Annotated in this window: 11 protein-coding genes; 5 read left to right on the top strand and 6 right to left on the bottom strand. The window is 52.7% G+C overall.

What is annotated here, in order from left to right; all coding sequences use genetic code 11:
- The first annotated feature begins 119 nt into the window (after window positions 1-119).
- The 4 genes from AB1L42_RS04115 (at window position 120) to AB1L42_RS04100 (ending at window position 10,295) form a co-directional block, all read left to right on the top strand.
- Window positions 120-3,308 carry an AAA family ATPase gene (locus AB1L42_RS04115; protein WP_367051493.1) on the top strand — a complete coding sequence of 1,063 codons (3,189 nt, stop codon included), beginning with the start codon at window positions 120-122 and terminating at the stop codon, window positions 3,306-3,308.
- Window positions 3,309-3,503: 195 nt separating this feature from the next.
- Window positions 3,504-4,379: a hypothetical protein gene (locus AB1L42_RS04110; protein ID WP_367051491.1), complete on the top strand. Its 876-nt coding sequence runs from the start codon at window positions 3,504-3,506 to the stop codon at window positions 4,377-4,379.
- 312 nt (window positions 4,380-4,691) lie between these two features.
- Window positions 4,692-6,914 (top strand): serine/threonine-protein kinase, encoded by a 2,223-nt coding sequence (locus AB1L42_RS04105; RefSeq protein ID WP_367051489.1) that lies wholly within the window; start codon window positions 4,692-4,694, stop codon window positions 6,912-6,914.
- 357 nt (window positions 6,915-7,271) lie between these two features.
- A complete protein-coding gene (locus AB1L42_RS04100; protein ID WP_367051487.1) occupies window positions 7,272-10,295 on the top strand; it encodes a BamA/TamA family outer membrane protein in 3,024 nt (1,007 codons plus the stop codon).
- A 272-nt stretch (window positions 10,296-10,567) separates the two neighbouring features.
- Here the strand turns inward: AB1L42_RS04100 and AB1L42_RS04095 are convergent, their stop codons facing one another.
- Entirely contained in the window at window positions 10,568-12,127 is a 1,560-nt protein-coding gene (locus AB1L42_RS04095; protein WP_367051485.1) for a glycosyl hydrolase, read from the bottom strand.
- Between the two features lie 239 nt (window positions 12,128-12,366).
- Window positions 12,367-13,875 (bottom strand): endonuclease/exonuclease/phosphatase family protein, encoded by a 1,509-nt coding sequence (locus AB1L42_RS04090; protein WP_367051483.1) that lies wholly within the window; start codon window positions 13,873-13,875, stop codon window positions 12,367-12,369.
- A gap of 431 nt (window positions 13,876-14,306) precedes the next feature.
- On the opposite strand from AB1L42_RS04090, the gene AB1L42_RS04085 reads away from it, so the two are divergent.
- Window positions 14,307-14,552 carry a hypothetical protein gene (locus AB1L42_RS04085; RefSeq protein WP_367051481.1) on the top strand — a complete coding sequence of 82 codons (246 nt, stop codon included), beginning with the start codon at window positions 14,307-14,309 and terminating at the stop codon, window positions 14,550-14,552.
- Window positions 14,553-14,599: 47 nt separating this feature from the next.
- Here AB1L42_RS04085 and AB1L42_RS04080 read toward each other — a convergent pair whose 3' ends face one another.
- From AB1L42_RS04080 to AB1L42_RS04065, 4 genes are all read right to left on the bottom strand, one after another.
- A complete protein-coding gene (locus tag AB1L42_RS04080; protein WP_367051479.1) occupies window positions 14,600-16,687 on the bottom strand; it encodes an ATP-binding protein in 2,088 nt (695 codons plus the stop codon).
- Between the two features lie 253 nt (window positions 16,688-16,940).
- Window positions 16,941-17,945 carry an HAD family hydrolase gene (locus AB1L42_RS04075; RefSeq protein WP_367051477.1) on the bottom strand — a complete coding sequence of 335 codons (1,005 nt, stop codon included), beginning with the start codon at window positions 17,943-17,945 and terminating at the stop codon, window positions 16,941-16,943.
- 297 nt (window positions 17,946-18,242) lie between these two features.
- Window positions 18,243-18,644: a DUF4440 domain-containing protein gene (locus AB1L42_RS04070; RefSeq protein WP_367051475.1), complete on the bottom strand. Its 402-nt coding sequence runs from the start codon at window positions 18,642-18,644 to the stop codon at window positions 18,243-18,245.
- A 185-nt stretch (window positions 18,645-18,829) separates the two neighbouring features.
- Window positions 18,830-22,273, bottom strand: coding sequence for a pyruvate carboxylase (locus AB1L42_RS04065; protein ID WP_367051473.1), 3,444 nt, complete (start codon window positions 22,271-22,273; stop codon window positions 18,830-18,832).
- Between the last annotated feature and the right edge of the window lie 425 nt (window positions 22,274-22,698).

Here is a 22,698-nt window from a genome sequence, read left to right as displayed (position 1 = left end):
TCCAACAGCCTCAAACTCCACGCCCCCCAATGGAGTCATTGCTGGCTGATTCGGATAATCAGAAATTGAAGCGAGATTCCGATCGGGATCAATCATCGCTTCAATGAGGATGGAACCCAATGAGAATCCATGAACTGGAAATTGATCATTTTGGCGTCTGGAAAAACGTCACATTGCCATTCTCTGACCGCGGTGTCACGGTACTCTATGGACCGAACGAGGCGGGCAAGTCGACGCTAATGCGATTTATTCGCGGAGTGCTTTTCGGTTTCCAACCGGGGGATCTGCATGTCACCGATTCCCACGGAAAACGACAAGTCTGCTCCGGGGTGCTGCGCGTTTCGCATCGCGGGAAGCAACACGAACTTCGCCGAATTGCTGAGAAGGGCAGTCGCGGTCGTCTCGAGATCGACGGTCAACGCGTCTCACAACAGGATTCTTTAGTTCAAAGTCTTGTCGGCGGTGCCAGTGAATCAATCTTTCGCGATGTGTTCGCAATCGGGCTTCACGAACTGCAAGAACTCGCGACGCTGAACAACTCGGAAATCGCCCAGCAAATCTACGGGCTCTCGCTGGGTCGTGAGGGTGACCAACTTGTCCGCGCTCAAAGCCATCTGGGGGCTCAGTCTCGGCAGATCGCCAATCGCGAGACTCGAAAGGGGGAGATTTTCGGACTTGTGCAGCGGCTGACAGAAGTCGAACGACAACTGGAACGGGTTGGCGTACCGCTCGAGCGTCACAAACGGCTGAAGGAACAAATCAACAAACATGATGATCGAGTCGGTCAGCTACGGCAGCGGCAACAGCACTTGCAGAGCGACCTTCGTGGATTCCAGTTCCTCAGCCGCATCTGGGAGCCATGGCGAAAAGAACTCGACCTGAAAAACCGTCTCGACCAACTGCCCGATCGAAATGTCGATCTCGATCGCGTCCGGGAATTGGAATCGCTACAGCAGGAGATTCAGGAATTCGATTCCGAGCGGAAGAAGTTTCTCGCGGAGGCGAAGCAGTTTCAGAAGTCGTCTCAGGAGATTCCTCTCAACGCGGAGTTGGAAGAGCAGCAATGCGCGATCAACCGCCTGCACAGCGAACTTCCCGAGATGCAAGAGATCGCAGATCGCTTCGAACTGAAGGTTCCTGATCTGACATCCAATAGCTCATCTTGGAAAAACAATTTCCGCAATCGACCCAGTACTCAATCAGTCAATCAGTCAGCTGCGTTTGCCGAAGACTTGGACGTCGACGAAGACGGCCAGGTGGATGTGTCACCGCAACAAATTGGAGCTTTGAGCCAGGCGTCCAATGCGTATCGTAATGCGATGCGTACGCATCGGCGCCTCACAAAACGATACAAGGGATTCGACAAGAAATTCAAACAGCTGACATCACGTCCAACCGGTGATGGAACTGCTGCTGAAGCTGGGGCCGCTGATAACGTTGCTGAGTTAGAGCGTTTGGAGGCTGATCTTCGCAAGCTCCGAGAATTGCACCTTGAGAAAGGGCATCTGCAAACGCTTCTGAATCGTCTCCCGGAAGGTCGACGTGCGGAACTTGTCGAAGCTACGAATCCTCCCTTCTTCAGTACAATTCTGTGGTTTTTCGCCATCGCAGGAGTCGTCCTCACGCTTTGCGGAATTTATGGAGCCACACACGGAATGGTGGTCGGTGGTTTTCACGCTGCGTTAATCGGTGGCTGTTATGGGTTGCTGGGGATTGCAGCTCTCGCCACATGCTGGACCATGAAGATTCACTTCTCGCGTCGAGAAGTTTCCGTCGAGGACAACGACGAAGCGCATCACTCTCTCCGAAAAGAAGTTGAAGAGAGAAACCTGAAAATTCAGCAATTGATCAGCCGTCAGATTCTGTCGCGGAAAACGACAACTCACGCCATTACCAATCAACAATTGGCAGACGAAAAGGCGATTGCAAAGAAGCTTGAGGAACTTGCTCAGGACCGCGCACGTTTTCAGTCGCAGGTCGATGAACAGGATCGCATCCGCAGATTACGACGGAGAATGACCAAGCTCCGCAATCAATTAAGAAAGTCGCGCACGACCGTCAATCAGCGGAAGAGTGACTGGGTGAAGTCGCTAAAGTCGATGGAAATCGCCGAACAAAGCAACATTGGCGAAGCGATTGCTGAGTGTCAGAGAATCTATCGAACCACACGCGGCAACTCGAAAGTAGACCCAATCGATGTCGAAGCGATTCTGCTTCAGGAAAAGCTCAGCGACTTTCTCGATCGTGTCGGAGTCCTGGCTGGAATTCTTAAACAGACTGCTTCGACGCACGATCCATTCGCCCGCGTTTCCAAATGGAAAGACGAACTCGAAGTCCAATTTGAACTTCGGCGTGAACGGGCTCGGCTTCGGCAATTGGTCAAAGACAAGCGGCGTGAAGCATCCAAAATCGAAGAAGAGCTGGAATCGTTGCGTCGGCAGCAGTCCGAGTTGTTTTCGATGCTCGGAATCTCGTCATACGATCAGCTCTCCGGCATTTTGGGAGCGGTCGAAGATCGTGAAACGCTCATGCGGCAACTTCAGGAGATTGGCGAAACGATCTCTCGGATCGTTGAGAGTGAACCCGATCTGATGATCGTGGAAGAACAACTCGCCGATTTCGATGAGCAACGCAATCGGGAACAGGTCGCCGAGATTCGTGAGGAACTCCTGCAGATCGATGAAACGTTGCAGGTCGAGTATCAATCGATCGGCAGATTTCAGCAGGAGCTGCGAGCGATTGAAGACGATCGAACCGCTGCTTCATTGAGATTCGAACGTGCCCAATTGGCTGAACAGATCCGCCTGACGAGTGAACGCTATCTTGGAATCATGGTGGCAGACCGGGCTGTCGGAGCGCTGCGAAGTCGAATCGAAAAGGAACGCCAGCCGAAAACGCTGCAGGATGCTTCGTCGTATCTCCAACAATTGACGTGTGGCAAATATCAAAACATCTGGGCTCCTCTCAACGAGAAAAAACTTCTCGTCGACGATGACCTGAATCACTCCTTCGAAGTTGAACAGCTCAGCAGTGGAACCCGGGAACAAGTGTTTCTCTCGTTACGGCTGGCAATGATTCGTGAACTTGCCTCGCAGGGAGTTGAATTGCCGTTGGTGCTGGACGATGTGACGGTGAACTTCGACCAACTTCGCACCGAGGCAGCCGTTGAAACACTCCTGAAAGTTGTCGAGACCGGTCAGCAGATCATTCTCTTCACCTGCCATCTCCATCTTGCTCATCTCTTTGAACAACACCAGATTGATCCCGTCTGGTTACCTTCGAATCGGCCTGAGGTTCCGGTTTCATAGAGTGAATTGGAATAGTTTGGCTTCGTTGGATGTGGTTTTGACGTGTGAGCTTTCAATCCCAGAATGCCGACGGATTCGGCGAATCAAACTGAATAGACGACCTGCCTGAATCAGGCATATGGAAAGTTTCGGAAAGCGGAACTGGTGAGACGGAACGAACCAGAACAAAAGCAACGTAGTTGCGGGCTCCCTGGCATGACGCCACGACGGGGACGCCGCCGCAATCGTGGTCTGTACTCGCTCATCGCAGATTTGCTGACGATTGCGTTTCTGGTGAGCACGATCTCAATGACAGGGTGCTTCCTCGCACGCAATCACAACTCCGGACTTCCCGCACGATATCGGGCGAATTCAGAACAGCTCGAAATTCGTTCCGACTCGAAGATCGAGAAGGAAGGGGAAATCTTTGAAGAGCTGGTCAGCCTTCGGGAAGAGATCGTCGAGCTTCTCGACTTGCCGCCGGCTAACCGCCCCGTCCGCATCTATCTCTTTCAGGATGAGGAGCGGTATGTCCAGTACATGCAAACTTCTCACCCGGATCTGCCCCAACGAAGGGCCTTCTTTATCGGGACACCGACGGAACTGTCGGTTTATGCTTATATGGGGCCCAGCATGATGGAAGACCTCCGGCACGAGTACACTCACGGCGTGCTTCATGCTTCACTTCGAACAGTTCCACTCTGGCTGGATGAAGGAATCGCTGAGTATTTCGAAATTCGCCGATACGATTCTCTACGTCGGCATCCTGAGCACGCTCCAAAATTAGCGGCTGCGGTCGTCAACGGCTGGGAGCCAAATCTCAGACGCTTGGAGCAGATCGAGAGAGTCTCGCAGATGCAGCGACCGGACTATCAGGAAGCGTGGGCATGGGTGCACTACCTGGTTCACGAATGCCCGGACGGACGCTCATTATTGGTCGACTATTGCCAATCACTCGCTGCCTCCAATCGAGCCCCCGGATTCTCTCCCCTGATCGAACAGCAGGTTCCGAATGCCGAACAGCGGCTGATGGGGTATGTCAGCTCGACACTCGATTCCGGTCGAACGGTTCAAGTTTCAGGCAGTCGCTAGAGCAAGTTGCTCTTTCTTGTACACTCGCTTGCTCTGTTTCATAAGATAAAAGTTGTGTTTGCTCGTGCGAGAGAGTGCACACCAAATCAAAAAATGCTCTTAGCAACTCTCGCGGTTTCTCTGTACTTCATCGAATTGTTTCCTCAGCCGTAAACTTCTGCATTGAGTCTGCCTCGCTGCCTCCCGATTTGACTCGGATCGTCGTATTCTCTGAATCAGTAGTCATCTCCATTGAGGGACACGAACAACTTTCAGAGCTAGAGTGTCTCAGGCACTTTTCATTGCACTTCAAAAGTCGACGTTCAGTCAGTCATGTCCCAACTGCCAACCAATGATCGTGATTCTCAACACGAGACGTCGCAGACGAATCTCCAAGAGACTCAGCATATCTTGTCGTTGGCGATTGATTCTTTCATCTCAGCCTGGTCAATAGCGGAAGAGACTGGCCCTCCGATCGTGGCTGACTTTCTGCCGAAGGATGAACTCGCGAGGCAGGAAGTCCTTGTTGAACTCATCAAAATTGATCTTGAGCAAAGGTGGAACGAGTTTGAACTCCCGAAGCGTTTGAGTGAGTACTTCGAAGAGTTTCCGGAACTGTGCCAGAAACAGGTTCCGATCGAACTTGTTTACGAAGAATATTTCTGCCGTCAGCGGGCGGAGACATCGGTCACGATTGAGGAGTACTTTCGCGAGTTTCCTGAACTCGAAAATGAACTTCGGCGATTTGTCCAGCACTCACCGGACGCGACTGTGCTTCAAAGCGGGGATGTGGTGGAGTCGTTTCGGGACTTGCGAGTCGGTGAAACAGTCGACGACTTTGACCTGCTGATCCGATTGGGCGAAGGCGCCTTCGCGACCGTATTCCTCGCACGGCAAAACTCGATGCAACGGCTCGTGGCTGTCAAAGTCTCAGCCAACAAAGGGACAGAACCGCAAACGCTGGCGCAACTCGATCACGATTACATCGTCCGAGTTTATGACCAAAGGGTGATAAAGTCCCCGCCGGTGCGTCTGCTGTATATGCAGTATCTTCCGGGCGGAACGCTGGAATCGCTGATCAAGAAGGTCCGATCGACTCCTGCGAACCGGAGGAGCGGTCAATTGTTGATCGATATTCTCGACGAATCACTGGAGAGCAAAGGAGAAACAACGCCGCCCGACTCGCTGTTGCGAAAAGAAATTACCCGCATGGATTGGGCTCAAACAGTCTGTTGGATTGGAATTCGACTCGCCAAAGCGCTCGGATACGCAAGCAGTCGGGGAGTCCTGCACCGAGACTTAAAACCGGCGAACGTTCTGATGACAAGTGACGGAACACCGAAGCTTGCCGACTTTAATATCAGCTTCAGTCGGCAGGTCGAAGGAGCGTCACCTGCGGAATACTTCGGAGGCAGTCTGGCTTACATGTCGCCGGAACAATTGAAAGCCTGCACTGGAAGTGGCGATGTTCGAGCAGAAGATCTTGATGTGCGGTCTGATCTTTTCTCGCTCGGAGTTGTGTTGTGGGAATTGCTTGTCGGAGAACGTCCGTTTGCCGATCCGCGTCGGCTGCAACTCAATTCAAGCACTCTCGAAGACATGATTGCCTCCCGGCAAAACGGCGTCCGTCGGGAAAAGCTGGTAGAAGCGTCCAAGTCGGCCCCGCCGGGACTGTTGCGTATTCTGCAAAAGAGTCTCGACTCGGATCGTGAACTGCGTTGGCAGACAGCACAGGAGATGATCGATCGGCTCGAACAGTGTTTCGATCCGAGAGCGCGCGAACTCATTGATCCAGAACCAGGACAGTGGCAAAAGATCGCCTTGCGATGGGAGACACCGATTATTCTCGCGCTCAACCTGATTCCGAATGCTTTTTCGGCGGTCGGAAACCTGCTGTACAATCAACGCGAGATCTTCGCGGAAATTGCTCCGGAACAGAGCTTCGAAACGATTCTCGCTGTGATCAACGGGATTGCGTTTCCCGTGGGGATTTCGTTTGTCGTTCTGATGGCAGCACGAATTCGGCGTGCGATAGTGAAGCCGGACGTTGCGCGTCAGACGTCCAACGCGAGAAGAAATTCTCTGCTGATCGGACACCGATGTGCACTTGTGTGTCTTTTGCTGTGGGTGATTGCTGGATTTGCCTACCCGGTGGCCATCCGATTGACAGGAACGGTTGTTCCCTGGGATGCCTATCTTCACATTCTAGGCTCGCTGGTGATCTTTGGGCTGATTGCCACAGCTTACCCATTCTTTCTCGTGACCTGGTTCTCGTTGGAAGTTCTCTATCCGTCGCTGTTGCGATTGGGGGTGGGAGGTGGTCAGGACCGGCAAGACTTACTGCTTCTACGTGACCATTTGCAAAGGTATCTGGTCATGGCCGCCTCGATTCCTATGCTGGCGGTCTCAGCGGTGACGATTGTCTCCGTCGATCTTTTGTGGGTTGCCCAGCTTCTCTGTTTTGGGGGACTCGCAGCCTTTGCAGCAGCCTTTTGGTTCTACCGAAGGATCGAAGGCGACCTCGAAGTTTTTCTTCGACTCAGCCGTCGAGACTGACAAGTTTGCCGGTTGAAGCTGCGGAACGATTGACATCGGCGAATTCGTCTTGCTGCAAAATTGAGTTTTCATTAATAGTCTGTTCGATACAGCGAAAATCCGCCTGTTCCGCATTCGTGGGCAGGCAATCAGACCTATCAATTCTCAATCCCCACCGCATTGGAAATCCTCGTGGAGTTCCGGTGTCGAAACGTCTCTCGCCTGGTTTCCGGTCGAGAAACTCCCTTGTTATAGACTCCCCTTGTTACGTCAACTCGCAGGATGCGATTGCCGTCCCGGTCTCAATTCACGACAGCAATGAAGCGCTCGCTCATTCAGACGTTGTGAGAAGCCGGAATCCAACCGAAAGCAGATTCGATGGATCGTGTCATCGATGACACTCGTCGATGGGCGCCACTGCCCCGCTTCCGACGTTGCATCAATCATCTGGTCACCGCTGCCATCCTACTGGGGTGGATGGGATCGACCGTTTGCGCACAGCGACCGTTTCCGGGAGCTGCGCCGTCGAACGGTATTCCGTCAGCGAGTGTGCCTGCTGAGAGACCAGCACCACCAGTCGCTCAAGTGGCTGGTCAAGAATCGGAACGGAAAGCTGCCCTCCAACGACTTCTTGCAACCGAACCGCAGACGCCCAATTCAAATTCGATTCAACAGGTCGAATTCGATGTGGAAACTCTGCTCGAAGATCCTGTCGTCGAGATCGTCGTCGAAGGGAATCATACGATTCACACGAGCGCTGTTCTGCGCATGGTCGAAACGCGCCTCGGACGGGCTCCGTCAGCCCGCGAGATCCAACAGGATGTCGCCAAGCTGTTGCGAACACGCTGGTTCCTTGATGTCAAACCGTTCTACCGTCAGACAGCTCAGGGACTTGTGCTCGTCTTCGAAGTCATCGAACGCCCCATGCTCCGCAGCGTTCAATATGTGGGAAACAAGAAAATCAAGACGAGTGAGCTCGAAGCTCACACCGGACTCCGCACTGAGATGAGCGGATATTTCCCTGCCTTTGATGTGTCTGCCAATCGAGAAGCCGTGCAGCGAATTAAGTCTCTGTACGCTGAGAAGGGTTATCGCTTCGCGAAAGTGACACTTCAGAAAGGTGGCGAGAAAACCGATCGCGATGTTGTGTTTGTGATTGAAGAAGGTCCGAAGGTCAAAGTTCGTGACATCAACTTTCATGGCAACGACTTCGTTTCGAAAGCCATCCTGACAACGAAGATCTCCACAAAGACACCGGTCGACGACCTCGAATTGGGGCCGCTCGATATCGGCATGGGTTGGATCGGCGGAGACTACGATCCCGATGTTGTTCGCAACGATGTCTATGCCCTCAAGCAATACTACCTGGGGCTGGGTTTCTTTGATGTGGATGTGACGGTCGACGAAACGATTTCTGAGACCGATGGAAAAGTGACCGTTGATTTCCATGTCTCTGAAGGTCAGCGATATGTCGTCGGCGACATTCAGGTCATCGGCAATGGTGTGATTAACCGTGATGCACTAATTGGCGACCTGGAGTTGGAGTCGGGCGACCATTTCAATTCGCGGTTCCTTCGCAAAGATGTGACTGCGATGAAAGACATGTACGACGAACGCGGACACGTCTTCGCGAAAGTCGAACCTGTCCCACACTTCCGTGAGAACGAACCGGGTGTTGTGGACCTGACCTACCAGATCGACGAAGACATTCCACGATATATCGGTGCGATCAATATCCACATTCGCGGAGATCATCCGCACACGCAGGAACATGTCGTTCGCGATCAGGTCCATCGGTTCCTCAAACCGGGAACTCTCGCGAGTGGTCGAGACTTGAGAATGGCTCAACAGCGTGTTCAGGGAAGCCCTATCTGGGAGCGAACTGAGCCTGCTGTCTTCGATCTCGTGCCTGTCGATGGGTTGGACTATCTGCCAGAAGTGACATCACGAGGTCAAAGCGACTCAACGCTGACACCGGAGACTCTGTTCGCCGACCATTCCGAGAAGGACTTCACCGTCGATCGGGAACACTGGTGGCAAGGCGAGCAACAGCACGTTGGTCGCATTCAACTGCCTGACTCAGTGTTCGAAGACGACGAAGAACAGATCCAGCCGGAAGTGCCTATTAATCGCAAACTCAGAGAGACAAACGAATCAAGCTACGTCGTCAGTCCTGACGTGATCTTCCGTGGACAGGATGAGCCAATCATCCGTGCACAGCATCTCGATCAATACGGAAATCCAATCCCTCAGGATTACATTTCCGGTGGTGTTTCTCCACAGGGTGATCCATTTGGAGACGCTCTTCGCTCACCGCCTGCACCGGGATTCGTCGATGTGAATATTGACGTGACCGAAGGCCGCACAGGCCGTTTGATGTTCGGTGTTGGTGTGAACAGTGATGCCGGTGTTGTCGGATCGTTGACACTGCAGGAAGACAACTTCGATATCCTCCGCTTCCCACGCAGTTGGTCAGACATTGCCAACGGACAAGCATTTCGTGGGGCAGGGCAAAGCTTCCGATTGGAGGCAGTGCCAGGATCTCAGGTCAGTCGATATCTGGCCAGTTGGACAGATCCCTTCTTCATGGGAACGGATTTCAGTCTCGGCTTGAGCGGATTCTACTACAACCGATTTTATGACGATTGGACAGAAGATCGTCTCGGCGGACGAATCAGTCTTGGCTATGTCCTCAATCGATTCTGGACCGCGTCGACAGCTGTGCGACTTGAGAACGTTAAAGTTCGCGACATCAACTCCGGAATCGGTCCGATTCCTCCCGATCTCGAAGCTGTCCGAGGAGACAACTTCCTGTCGACTGTTTCGGGAACGTTGGAATACGACACTCGTGACAATGCATTCATCCCGTCGACTGGTCACAACGTGACAATGTCGTACGAACAGGGATTCGGAGACTTCTCGTACCCTCGAATCGATCTCTCGGGAAGTCAGTACCTCACCATCTACGAGCGTCCGGACGGATTCGGAAAACACATCGTCTCCTTCAGCGGACAAGTTGCCTGGACAGGTGATGACACGCCGATCTTCGAACGTTACTACGCTGGGGGTTACTCCTCATTCCGTGGTTTCGAATTCCGAGGAGTGACGCCGCGTGAAGGGAACTTCGAAGTGGGCGGTGAATTCATGGCTCTGGGCTCAGCTCAGTATGAGTTCCCGATTTCAGCTTCCGATTCGATTCGTGGAGTCGTCTTCTCAGACTTCGGTACGGTTGAGGAAGATGTCAGTCTCGATCAATTCCGTGTCACGGCAGGTTTCGGAGCACGCGTCGTCGTGCCAGCGATGGGACCAGCACCGTTGGCCTTTGACTTCGCCTGGCCAATCATGAAGCAAGACTTCGACGAAACACGCGTCTTCAGCTTCACAGTCGGATTTACACGCTAAAACGATCGATCATTAGACGATCTGTCGGTTGCCGACTGCAAACAGTCATTCCGTCAGACATAGCGACAAGCACTTCTCAGAACATCGGTTCCCCCGCCGATGTTCTTTTTTATTGCGCAGCGACGATTGCACTTCCGAATTAGCTCTTCCCGCAAACATGAGGAAAGATTGAGAACACTCTCAAATTTGGTTTCCACTGACTCACACGAGCAAACTCAGCTTCTTACCAAGCGAGATTGCGCTAGCGAGTGCACAGGAAGGAGAAACTTGCTCTAGGAAGTCGACAATTGATCGAACGGGTCCGGTGGTGAGTCCAGGTGTTCGAGCAGCAGATCTTCAAGTCGTAAGCATGCCGACTCGACATAACATCCGAGCTGTCCGCGTCGATAGGTCTTGTCCGACAGGCTCAGCAACACGTTGCCATTGATCGAGAATTCGATGTAATGGCGAACGTTGAGAAGACTAAATTCCCACTCCGGCCTTCCATCACTCTTCCAAAAGGCGGATTGCAGAGACTCAAATCGAAACGCATGTTCCGTAGAACCTCCGGGGCGTTCTCCCCAGGCACGAAGTTGGGCGACACCTTTCAAGAGGTCGAGAGAAAGGTGATACCCACTGAAGGTCTCTGCATCCGTCCGAAACAGAATTCCGCATTTGCCGAGACCATCGAGTTTCATGCGGCCAGAAAACCGAAAGCACTCAACACGCTGCGAGAACAGAAAACCCTGAAATCCGCCGACGGTCGAGAGCGAAAGACGTTCCTCTTCGCGATTGGCGGTTGATTCGCACTCGGTCGAGGGGACCAGATAAGAAACGGGAAGCAACCCGTTCAACTCGACTGTCGACTTGACCAGTTCATCGTAACCTTCGAACGAACGAACACGCAGTCGACCATCGCCGTTGACCGACAGTCGCTTCGGAGGCGGCATCAAGTTGGAGACAGTTCGCACATCGTTTTGCGTGTAGAAGCTCCAGACCAGTGGTCCTTTGTCATCAAAGCTGATGCGGCCAGCGTAGTTGCCCTTGGCCAAGAGGACGTTGTCGAAGTAGTTTGACCACGGGCCGTCCGGCGAGCGACTGTGCCAGTAGCGAATTTTTGCATCCTCGCGAATGCTGCCGACCAGATAGTATCGATCATTGAGCTGAAACAGATTCGGAACTTCAACGTCATCATAGAGACCGGGAACGTGAAGCGCCGGACGCGGCACGAACTGGTTTTCTGCCACCTCCTCATAGAGCCCAACGCACCCGCGGCGGATGACCGGGCCATCCGGAATTCGGGCTGCCATTAGCAGCAGGTTTCTCTTTTCGTCGGTGTAAAAGAACGGATCGCGAAAACTGACCCAGTGACGACCTTCTTTGAGCGACGACTCGTAATGAGGTCCGGCAGCTTCAATCGGGCAGGGGCCATCGGGATCATAAGGAGCAGAGATCATAGGCTGCATCGATTCGCAACCGTCGCGATGTTCCTGGAACCAGTTGTCGCTCATCTTTTCCCAATGGATTAAATCACGGCTTTGCGCAATTCCGATCCGTTGGATGTTCGCATGGTCTTTTCGAGACAGCCCGGTGTAGAACATTCTCCACATACCCGGGTTCCAGGGATCGGGAGTGACATGCATCGTCCACAGCATGTGATCATCCCAACTTCCCGGATGACCGATGAACAAAGCGTTCTCAACACGCTCCCAGTTCAATGCATCTTCGCTGACCGCGTGGGCGATGAAGTCGTGATTGGGAAGGACAAGATGGAACAGGTGATACACACCGTCATGGTAGACAATGTCGATATCACCCATTGTTTTCTGGTAGGAAACGTCCTCTCCATACATGGAATACTGTCTTTGAACTCAAGGAAGTAACAGCGAATGCTGCAACGTTGAAAGCGAAACATCACACGTTGATGATCGATCAATGCCGGTCAATCGGGACCGGGATCGATGAAATCCTGAGTTTTTATAGGCCAAACAGCCATTCATTCAAAGGCAATATCGAGACAGCTGGTGAATCGATCGCATGAACTGAGCGGTTCCAAGCCCGATTGCGTTTGAGCCGAATGATCGAGCAACTTTCAATTCGCCGGTTTCAAAAACACCTCGACTGTGCTGACGACGGGAAGATGGTCAGACGCTTTGGGTTCGTTGAGAACGCGAGTCGAGAGCACCTCCCACGCAGTTGGCGGACTAGCAAAGATGAAGTCTATCTGACGAGTTGGCTTCCGCGAAGGAATTGTCGGCAGCACGTCGGTATTCGTCATCTTCCACTTCTTGAGCAGTTCTTTCACGCTCCGACTTGAAGTGGTGTCATTGAAGTCGCCAGCGAGAAGGATTGGAGTCTTATTGGACTTTTCGAAGTGCGAATTGATCTGTTCGACTGAAAGAAATCGTTCAGCGTCGTCTGAACGATGATCGAGATGTGTCGAGACGAAAGTGATCCCGCTTTCCTTGCCTTCGATCGCGACATCGGCAATCAGCATGCTTCGCTGTTCGCCATCATTGAGTCGCGGCAGTAGTGCAGTTTGATGGTTTTCAATTGGCCACCGTGAGAGAATTGCGTTTCCATATTCTCCTCCTGAAAACTCAATGCTCTTCCCGAACGCAAAATGGAGCTTCGTTTCAGTCGCGATTTCAGCGAGTAAATCTCGTCCGTCGACACGGGTTGTTTTGCGATCCACTTCCTGAAGAGCGACGAGATCAGCATTCGATGAGCGGATGATATTTGCGATGCGAGATGGATCGAGAACTCCGTCCGTCCCTTCTGCGTGATGAATATTGTAAGTCATCACAGTCATCCGAATGCCCGTTTCAAGTGGACCTGTGAGATGAACTTCTTTGTTGCGGCGATGAATCCCAATCAGTCCACCGGTAACTGGATCGCTTGCAAACCCTTGTCCGGAAAAAGGCGTTGCCTGAATGCCGCGAAAGGTCAACGTCTTCGAATTGGGATCGACGGCGAATCGAAACAAGACCGGATCATCATGTCCAGAAGCAAGAATTTCACCTGAGTGCCAGATGCCGCCCGACAGGCTGTAGTTTCCTAATTGCTGAATGACCGAATCAGGGTAGTTCCACCGCTGAACTTCATTCCAATTCTCGTCGAACTTGGCGAGGTAACTCTTCGCGTTTTCAGGGCCATAAAAAGCAAAGTGGCACCACCAGTGATCGTCGTGACGAACAACCCAGGTCAGGCTGCCTTCGCTCTCCAGGAACTCGTGAAACGTTTTCAGCTTCATGGTCTCAAGGTCACATGAGACAATCCGGCTCTCTTCCGGTTTCTTCGGGTAGTTGGAGTGAGCAGACAGCAACTGTCCGTTCCACAGAATCCCGCTGTTCAGATGCTCGGCAGGACCTGAACTGACCGCAACCCGCTCGCCCGTCTTTCGGTCATACTTCGCGATTTCACGACTCGAAATCGCATAGAAAAATTTCTCGTCAGCGGCAGCTGCCTGATGTGCTTCCGGAACTGCCCACTGCTGTTGAGTTCGCCATCGATGCACGACTTCCTCGCACGATGCAAAATCGACGAGAGCAATGAGAACCGAGAAGCTGAAGGCTAATGTCAGAGTCAAAATTCTGTTCACAATCATTTTCTCCGGATCTCAACGGGCGTGCTTTGCAGGTGTGGAACGACTGCAAGTCGCATGGTCATGTTCGCGAATTTCATCAACTCAATGTGTCGATAGCTTTAATTCAGAGAGCCTTCGCAATCGAAACAGCAGTCAGAGAATGACTGAACTCTCCGCTCTCGACTCAAGTGAGTTTACAGCGACGAAACCACCGTTCGAGGCTGATTGCTCAACGAGTTTGAAAGTCTGACAAACCGAGCTCATTTCCGAACAAAACATGAAAGCCAAGTCGCTCGCCGGGTTTTGAGGGGATTCGCAACATCAAGGGCTTGAAATTTTGGAAGTCCTCTTCGGATTTGTTGAGCAACATACAGAGTTGGAAGCGGATTTCGCCGATGAAATTCCACAACGGAGAAGAAATCTTTCATCACAGGAGGGTGAAAAAGATGAGTCAGTCATGGAAAGCGCTCGCAGTTCCTGCAATCTTGGTCGCCTCGGCTCTAACTGGTTGTGCGACGCAGCAACAATGCGGAGCGTCAGGATGTTGTGATTCGATGACCTACGCACCGGTCCCGCATCAAATGCATTCAACGTACTCTCCTCCGCAGGTGAAGTCGCTCTTCGAAGCGGAAGAGACTCCCGCCAATCCGTCGAATCGCGTTCCTGGGCCACCGACCGAGCCGACTTTCTAGAGAGCATTTCACTTTGAGAATCGCGAGTTCTCGAGAGCGAAAACTCTCTAAGCGTGACAGCGAGACAGATACCGTTCAACATCCTGTTTGAGCTTGTTGAAAGTGGTTTCTAATTCGTCTCGAACCGGCGTCAACTTGTCGAGCGATTGGTCCGGTGAAGACAGCTTCACTTCAAGCGATTGAGCGATCCGCGAGGCGGCCGAAGCTCCGATGTTGTCGGCGGAATTCTTCAAAGTGTGGGCGAGCCGTATCACGGTTGATCGATCCTCAGCAGTCCAGGCTGCGCGAAGTTGATAGATCTCGTGATCGAGTGACTCGTGAAAGATCGTCATGATCTCTTCGAGCAGTTCTTCATCGCCACCGCATCTTTCTCTGGCGAGTCCTTCATCGAATGTGAGTGCGTCCGCAGGTCGTGCTGCAGTCGCTTCGGGAACTGATGAAGGTTGATCGTTGTTCTGCAGCTTAAGTTCGGTTTCGTTCGACATGTCGTTAGGAGAGACCATGCGTTTGATGAGCCCGAAGAGATGTTCCCGGTCGATTGGTTTCGTCGCGTAGTCATTACAGCCAGCTGCGAGGCAGTTTTCTGAATCACCTTTCATCGCATTGGCAGTGAGTGCGATGATCGGCCGCGACCAGCCAGATTCGCGAAGCTCTCGCGTCGCGGTGTAGCCATCCTTGATCGGCATTTGCATGTCCATCAGGATCAGGTCGAATCGATTTGGATCATCAAAGACGACGTCCAAAGCTTCTTGTCCGTTCGAAGCAATCGAAACCGTGGCACCGGCGCGCGTCAAGATGCGAGAAAGTAGGACCTGATTGTCTTCGCTGTCTTCCACAAGGAGGAGCTGACAGTCGGGAAGGTTTTGAATCGGCTTGATTGTTCGCTCGGGTTTCTGAACTCGCGGAGAAACGTGTGTGCCGGCAGCGATCCATTCGGTCTGCGGGGAGACTTCGACAACGACATTCGCGGTGAAACAGCTTCCGATTCCGACATCACTTTGAACGTCAACGTCTCCGCCCATCATGCGTGCGAGTCGGCGACTAATCGAAAGGCCGAGTCCTGTTCCCCCATAGCGGCGAGTGGTTGACCCGTCCGCTTGTGTGAATCGATGAAACAGTCGGTCCATCTGCTCTGAAGTCATTCCGATGCCAGTATCTTCGACGGCGAGGATCAGCGATCCACTCGTTTCGGTCAGTGCCTCGTACCCAACCGCCACACGAACTCCTCCCTCTTCGGTAAACTTCAGTGCGTTCCCGATCAGGTTGACGAGAATCTGCCGGACTCGTGTCGGGTCGAACAGAATTTGCGTGGGGACCTTCGTTTCGTATCGCCCGGTCAGTTCGAGATCTTTCTTCTCGGCTCGAACCGCAAGGAGTTGCAGGACATCACTGAAGAACGGTTCCGTATCGGTCGCGATTTGTTCCAACTCTGCCTGAGTCGATTCAATTTTCGACAAGTCGAGCAGGTCGTTGATCAATTGGAGGAGATGTTCTCCATTGCGAAGAATCGTTTCGATGTATTCGAGACGCTGTTGTTGGCTCTGGTCTTCCTCAGACAGTTCTTCGGCAAACCCGAGAATCGCTGTGAGCGGCGTGCGGATTTCGTGGCTCATATTCGCCAGAAATTCGCTCTTGGACTGATTCGCAGCTTCGGCGAGTTCTTTCTGTTCCTTAACCGTTTTCGCGGCAAGTTCGAGCAGGGCGGATTGAGCTGTGAGGACCAGTCGGGTGTCGAGGATTGAGAATCGTGAGTCTTCCCGAGCGACAACCAGCGGTTCGAAGACTCTGTCGGGTGACCTTGAGAGAGCAGATTGGGCAGCTTGATGGACGCCAACAGTCTCGCTGACGACGAGCGGTTTACCTTCTGAAACAGCGAGATGTCGAACGGGTTTCTTGAGATAAAGTTCCTGCCCGAAGGGGCGGCTCAGAATGTCGAGGCATCGATCGCGAGAAACCATTCCGATCAGTGACCCGGAATCGGGCTGCACAACAGCCACTCCGGGGAGCAACTCGTTGTTCTGAAAGAACTCAGCGACAGCTTCTGTATTCGAGTGGGCAGAGACCGAAGCTTCGTAGAGCGGAAGCTCACCGACAGTCAGGTTTTCATGAATCGAGTCTGCAATCAGCTCAAACATCGGCGGTCCACGCTGCCAGAGTGGGGAGTCTTCGTTTCATTGAACTTAGTGTGACCTCACGAGAGTGAGATCACGTCAAGACTCCCCAGTTTTATCTGGCAGAATATCACTCTCGGAAAACCTGTTTGTTAAGTCTCCTTAAAAAATGCAACGATCTGCGAAAGGATCCAAAAGACGAAAACCTGGCATGCGGGATCACCTCAGATCCATTCTGAAAACAGGTTGTCAGCTGTTGAGCTTGGACGCTCATTGTTTACTTTTCAGGCGAGAAGATGGTGGCCCAGTCGTTCTTCATGTCGACGACAACCCAACCGTTACCTTTGGCTTGCTCGAGTGCTTTGACCAGTTTTCCGCTACTCTTGGGATGAGCGTCGTAAGCGTATTCGCGTTCTGCGTCGGTGTGATGCACGATCAATGCGAAACTTGGCTTTCGTTCAATTGTCGTCCATTGGAGCATTTCGAGATCACCATCGGAGTTCCCGAACGCAGCGATCGGGCGACGTCCCAATTGCCGATGAATTCCGACGGGCTTGCCGGTTTTGTCGTCGACGAAGGAAACGCCGGGTTCTTTGATGAGGACTGGCAGTCCGTCTTGCATTCCGAACTTCGTGTTACCGACCGAACCGATTACTTGCTCAGGAGGAATTCCGTAAACTCTGCGTGACCAGACTCGCATGAAGTCAGCCCCACCACCTGAGACGATCCAGGTTTTGAATTTGTTGGCGCGCAGGTAACGGAGAACTTCCTGCATCGGTTGATAAGTCAGATCAAGATAGGGACGTTTGAAACGAGGATGCTTCGCTGTTCTGCTCCAGTTTCGAACCCGCTTATCAAACTCAGTCGTTGTGATCTTGGTGTGTGAAGCATCCAGAATTTCGATCAGCCCTTTTTCGCCGTACTTGAGAATCGTCGCTGTGTCACCGGTTAAACCCGCTTGCAGAACGGGATTGTCTTTCCATTCAGCATGTGACGGAGCGAGGCGTTTCAGTTCGTCCAAAGCGAACGCGAGTTGGAAAGGAATCGGATCTTCTGGCCACAGAGTTCCGTCGTTGTCAAAAACGGCGATTCGATCAATCGGGCGAACGAACGTTGGACTCCCCTCGCGGGTGACCGATTCGACAAACTCAATAATCGCGGACTTCGTTGGTCCATCGTTCCAGGAGGGGAGAGGATCGTCCTGGCTGTAAGCTGATGGAACCTGTAGTCCATGCAAGAAAAGTGCGAATAGTGCAGCGACTGTGAGACGGAATTTTGGCATCGTCGGCTCAATCTCTTTGCTCAGGATTCGGAGTTGCCCGTGCTTCCGCGATTGCGGAGTTTCGAAAGACATTAGAACACGTTCACGACTGCACTGCACTCATCGAATATGTGAATTGTTGAGGGCAGGAGACATTCTTCATCGAACGTTCAAGTCGTTGACGAAGAGTGATCGCTTGTGACTTTCGTTCGAGAAAGGACAAGCGACACGTCTTCAACTGGTCTTCAAGAACGAAGACGCATCGGCAAATGTACGCGAGGGTGAACATTCCAAGAGAGTGCGAAGAGACTGTTTTTGTCACTCAGCGGCAGAGCCATTTCCGCTACAGCTGTCCCGCGCCAAGAGCCATCTTCCGTCATCGGACTTTCGGAGAATCCAAAGAAACTTCCCGTCGATTTTGACGGGAGTGTCCGGCTCTTCTGTCATGATCAGTTCAGCATGAGAACGTCCGATCGCGCAGGCGAAATTACCGCTACTTTCAACTTCCTCGACTTCGAAACTCAGCTCGACGATCGTCATTGTCTCGAGGTCGTTTCGAATCTGTTCGAAGACGACGTCTCGACCACGAAATGCCGGTTGATCAGCCGGCATGGCAATGAAGTCTTCAGTGAGAAGTGTCTCCATGCGATCGAGATCTCCCTGCTGAAAGGCCTGGGCGTACTCTCTCGCTGTTTGACGAATTCCGTCAATGTCTGACATGAAACTCTTGCCTCGTTCAGGTCAATTTCAGGTTTTCAGCAACTGACCTGAACGCGTTTTTGGAAGGGAAGTCCGAACCTGCTTCGGCGAATCGCTGCAAACCAAAACTGGAAACTGTTGAGTCACTTGTTTCAGACACTTTCCAGTTCATGGCAGTTCGCGCGATTTGACGGAGCGGTGACGATTTATTCAGTCACAATCAGCAGATCTCCTGACTCGATCTGGCTCCCGGCTTTGACGAGGATGCGTTGGATCTTGCCAGCTTTCTCTGCGACGAGTGTGGTCTGCATTTTCATCGCTTCAATGACAAGCATCTTCTGTCCTTCGCGGACCGTGTCGCCTTCTTGAACGGCGAGATTGACGACCATTCCAGGCATCGCAGCTGCGATGTGGTTGGGGTTGTCGGGGTCAGCACGTTCGGCTTTGACAACTTCTCCCTGTAGTGCGAGATCTTCGACGGTGACGGATCGTGGAATTCCGTTGAGTTCGAAGAAGACGTGACGACGACCGTCGGGATGAGCATCAGCAACCCCGACGAATTTAATCATCAGCGTCTTCCCTTGCTCGATCTCAACAGCAACTTCTTCGGCTGTTTCGAGTCCGTAGAAGAAGACCGGAGTCGGAAGACAACTCGTGTCCGCGTAGAGGCGAGAGTGTTCGGCGAATTGCTTGAAGACTTCGGGGTAGAGCAGGGAGGTGACAACTTCCTGTTCGGATGGATCGCGTCCAAGCAATTTTTTGAGCTGCTCCGCTTCCGCCTGGAAATCAGCCGGAGGCATGGTTGCGCCGGGGCGTTCTCTGAGCGGTGCTTCGCCTCTCAAAATGCGCCGTTCGACATTTTCCGGGAATCCGCCGAGCGGTTGCCCCATTCGACCGCCGATCAAGTCGAGCACTGAAGCTGGGAAGGCGAGGTCGCGTTCTCCTTCAAGGACATCGAACGGAGAAAGGTCGTTCGCCACCATGTACAGAGCCATGTCTCCGACAGCTTTGGACGTGGGGGTCACTTTGACGATGTCACCGAACATGCGGTTGACTTCGGCGTAAACGTGACAGACTTCCCGCCAGCGATCCGCGAGACCGAGAGCTCGGGCTTGTTCGTACAAATTCGTGTACTGTCCGCCCGGCATCTGGTGGTCATACAGGTCAGCCGTGGCTGGCAACACGCTCGCTTCGAACGGAGTGTAAAATTGTCGCGCGACGCGCCAGTACTCGGCGAGTTGATCGAGCGGTTCTGATTCGAGACCGCTATCCCGATCGGTGAAGCGAAGTGCTTCGACCAAGGTATTGAAGTTCGGTTGAGACGTTCCGCCAGACATAGGAGCCATGGCTGCGTCAGCGATATCGAGACCTTCTTTGGCTGCTTCCAGGATGGCGGCGATCTGAGTTCCGCCGGTGTCATGCGTATGGAAGTGAAGCGGAATTCCGACTTCTTCTTTCAATGCTTTGATCAGCTTGGAAGCAGCGTATGGTTTGCACAGACCAGCCATATCTTTGATGGCGATCAGATGTGCTCCCATCTTCTCGAGTTCCTTCGCCATGTCGACGTAGTATTTGAGGTCGTACTTTGTCTTGCTCGGATCGAGGATGTCGCCGGTGTAGCAGATCGTCGCTTCGCAAAGTGCATCGGTTTCGAGGACCGCGTCCATGGCGACCTGCATGTTTTCGAGAGAGTTCAAAGCGTCGAAAACACGGAAGACATCAATTCCTGACTGGGCAGCTTCTTTCACGAACGAACGCACGACGTTGTCGGGATAGTTGGTGTACCCGACAGCATTGGACGCTCGCAACAACATTTGGAAGAGGATGTTCGGGATGTGTTCCCGCATCTCTTCGAGTCGCTGCCATGGGGATTCCTTCAAGAATCTCATCGCGACGTCGAAGGTGGCTCCTCCCCACATCTCGATTGAGAAGAGATTGGGAGAAAGATGAGCATACGCGTCCGCGACTCTCAGCAAATCGTAGGTTCGAAAGCGAGTTGCAAAGAGCGACTGGTGAGCATCTCGGAAGCTGGTGTCTGTCAGCAGAAGCGGTTTTTGTTCGCTGATCCACTTGCTGAAGTTGGTCGCTCCCATGCTTTGAAGTCGTTGCCGCATTCCATCAGGAATGGGCTGTCCGATCGGAAAACTCGGAACCGGAGCTTCGATTCTGCGAGTCGCGACTGGTCGACCGGCCACGAGTGAATTTCCGTTAACGATGATATCAGCGATGTACGACAGGATTTTTGTCGCGCGATCCTGACGCTTAGCGAGTTCGAACAACTCTGGAGTTTCGTCGATGAACCGTGTCGTGCAGTCACCCGACAGAAACTTTGGATGCGAAATCAGTTTGATCAAGAACGGGATGTTGCTCGTGACGCCGCGGATTCGAAACTCCTGCAGGCAGCGCTTCATTCGTGAGACCGCATCGATGAAGCGGCGACCACGTGCGGAGACTTTCACGAGAAGGGAATCGTAAAACGGATTGACGACCGCACCTGAGAACGCGCTACCCGCATCGAGGCGAATTCCCATTCCGTTTCCGGAGCGGTAGTGAGTCACGTGCCCGTAGTCGGGCAGGAAGTTATTCGATGGATCTTCTGTCGTAATTCGACACTGGATGGCAAATCCGCTGGTTTTGATCGACTCCTGCGAGTCGAGTCCGATCTCCGGATCATCGAGACGTGCGCCAGACGCGACGAGGATCTGAGACTTCACAATATCGATCCCGGTCACTTCTTCCGTGACGGTGTGTTCGACCTGAATTCGCGGATTGACTTCGATGAAGAAGAATTCATTGGTGTCGCGATCAAGTAGGAATTCAACAGTTCCGGCGTTCTCGTAGTCGACCTGTTTTCCAATCTTGATGGCTGCCTCGCAGATGGCGTTGCGGACATCCGGTTTGAGATTCGGAGCTGGCGCGATTTCGACGACTTTCTGGTGTCGTCGTTGAACGGAGCAATCGCGTTCGAAGAGGTGAACGAGATTCCCGTGTGAATCGCCGAGAAGCTGGACTTCGATGTGACTCGCTTTCGAGACAAATCGCTCGATGAAGACGTCCGGGCATCCGAACGCCGTTTGTGCCTCCTGTTGCGCTTGTTCGAAAGAAGGTCGAAACTGGGCTGGATCACGGACGACGCGCATTCCGCGACCGCCACCGCCCATGGCTGCTTTCAGAATGATGGGGTAGCCGATCTGGTCGGCGTAATTAGCTCCTTCGTCGACGTCGGAGATCGCATCTTCGGTTCCCTGAAGAATGGGCACTCCCGCCTTTTCCGCGATGTGCCGAGCAGAGACCTTGTCGCCGAGGCTCTTGAGAGCTGTGACGGTTGGGCCGACGAAGATAATCCCCGCTTCTTCACATGCTTTCGCAAATTCGGCATTCTCCGACAGGAAGCCGTAGCCCGGATGAATGGCGTCGACACCATGTTGTTTCGCGATGGCGATGATGGAAGGAATATCAAGGTAAGCTCGGATCGGCTCCCCTTTGTCTCCGATCAAGTACGCTTCATCCGCTTTGAAGCGATGCAGCGAAAAGCGATCTTCATGTGTGTAGATCGCGACTGTTCGAATCCCGATTTCGTGGGCAGTCCGGAAAACACGAATTGCAATTTCACTGCGATTAGCGACCAGCAGCTTCTTGATCGATTTCATTCTGTCTCTGTCCTGGGTGACGTTTGGGCTGAAACCATTGTCGGGAGGATGAACCTTCATTTTTCTTGGTTCAAACCAAGGGCGATTGATTCGTCCCGATCATAAAGAGATTTGCGTTCCGAAACGATCGACGACGCACGGCGGAGTGATCAAAAACAACGGAATTCCGGAGAACAAAGCGAGTGTCGACCGGAGAGTGCCCCGGATTCCGCCTGAATTTTCGCCAAAGAACCGATTTCCGGAAGAAATGGAATCACAGTCGGTTCGTTGCAGGTTTTCGCTGCGGAAAGTGCAACTGAATGACCTTCTCTTCCGGAACGGATGAAAAATCAGGCACGACTGTGCATGTTCTGCCCGGTTCTTGAACAATTTCAGTTGAAGAGAGAAGTTGGACTTCAGATCGCCCGAGTCACTGCCGAGACGAT

This window comes from Thalassoglobus sp. JC818 (genome assembly GCF_040717535.1).
GTDB lineage: Bacteria > Planctomycetota > Planctomycetia > Planctomycetales > Planctomycetaceae > Thalassoglobus.
The sequence above is the reverse complement of the archived record's forward strand: the minus strand, read 5'-3'. Positions and strand labels throughout refer to the sequence as shown.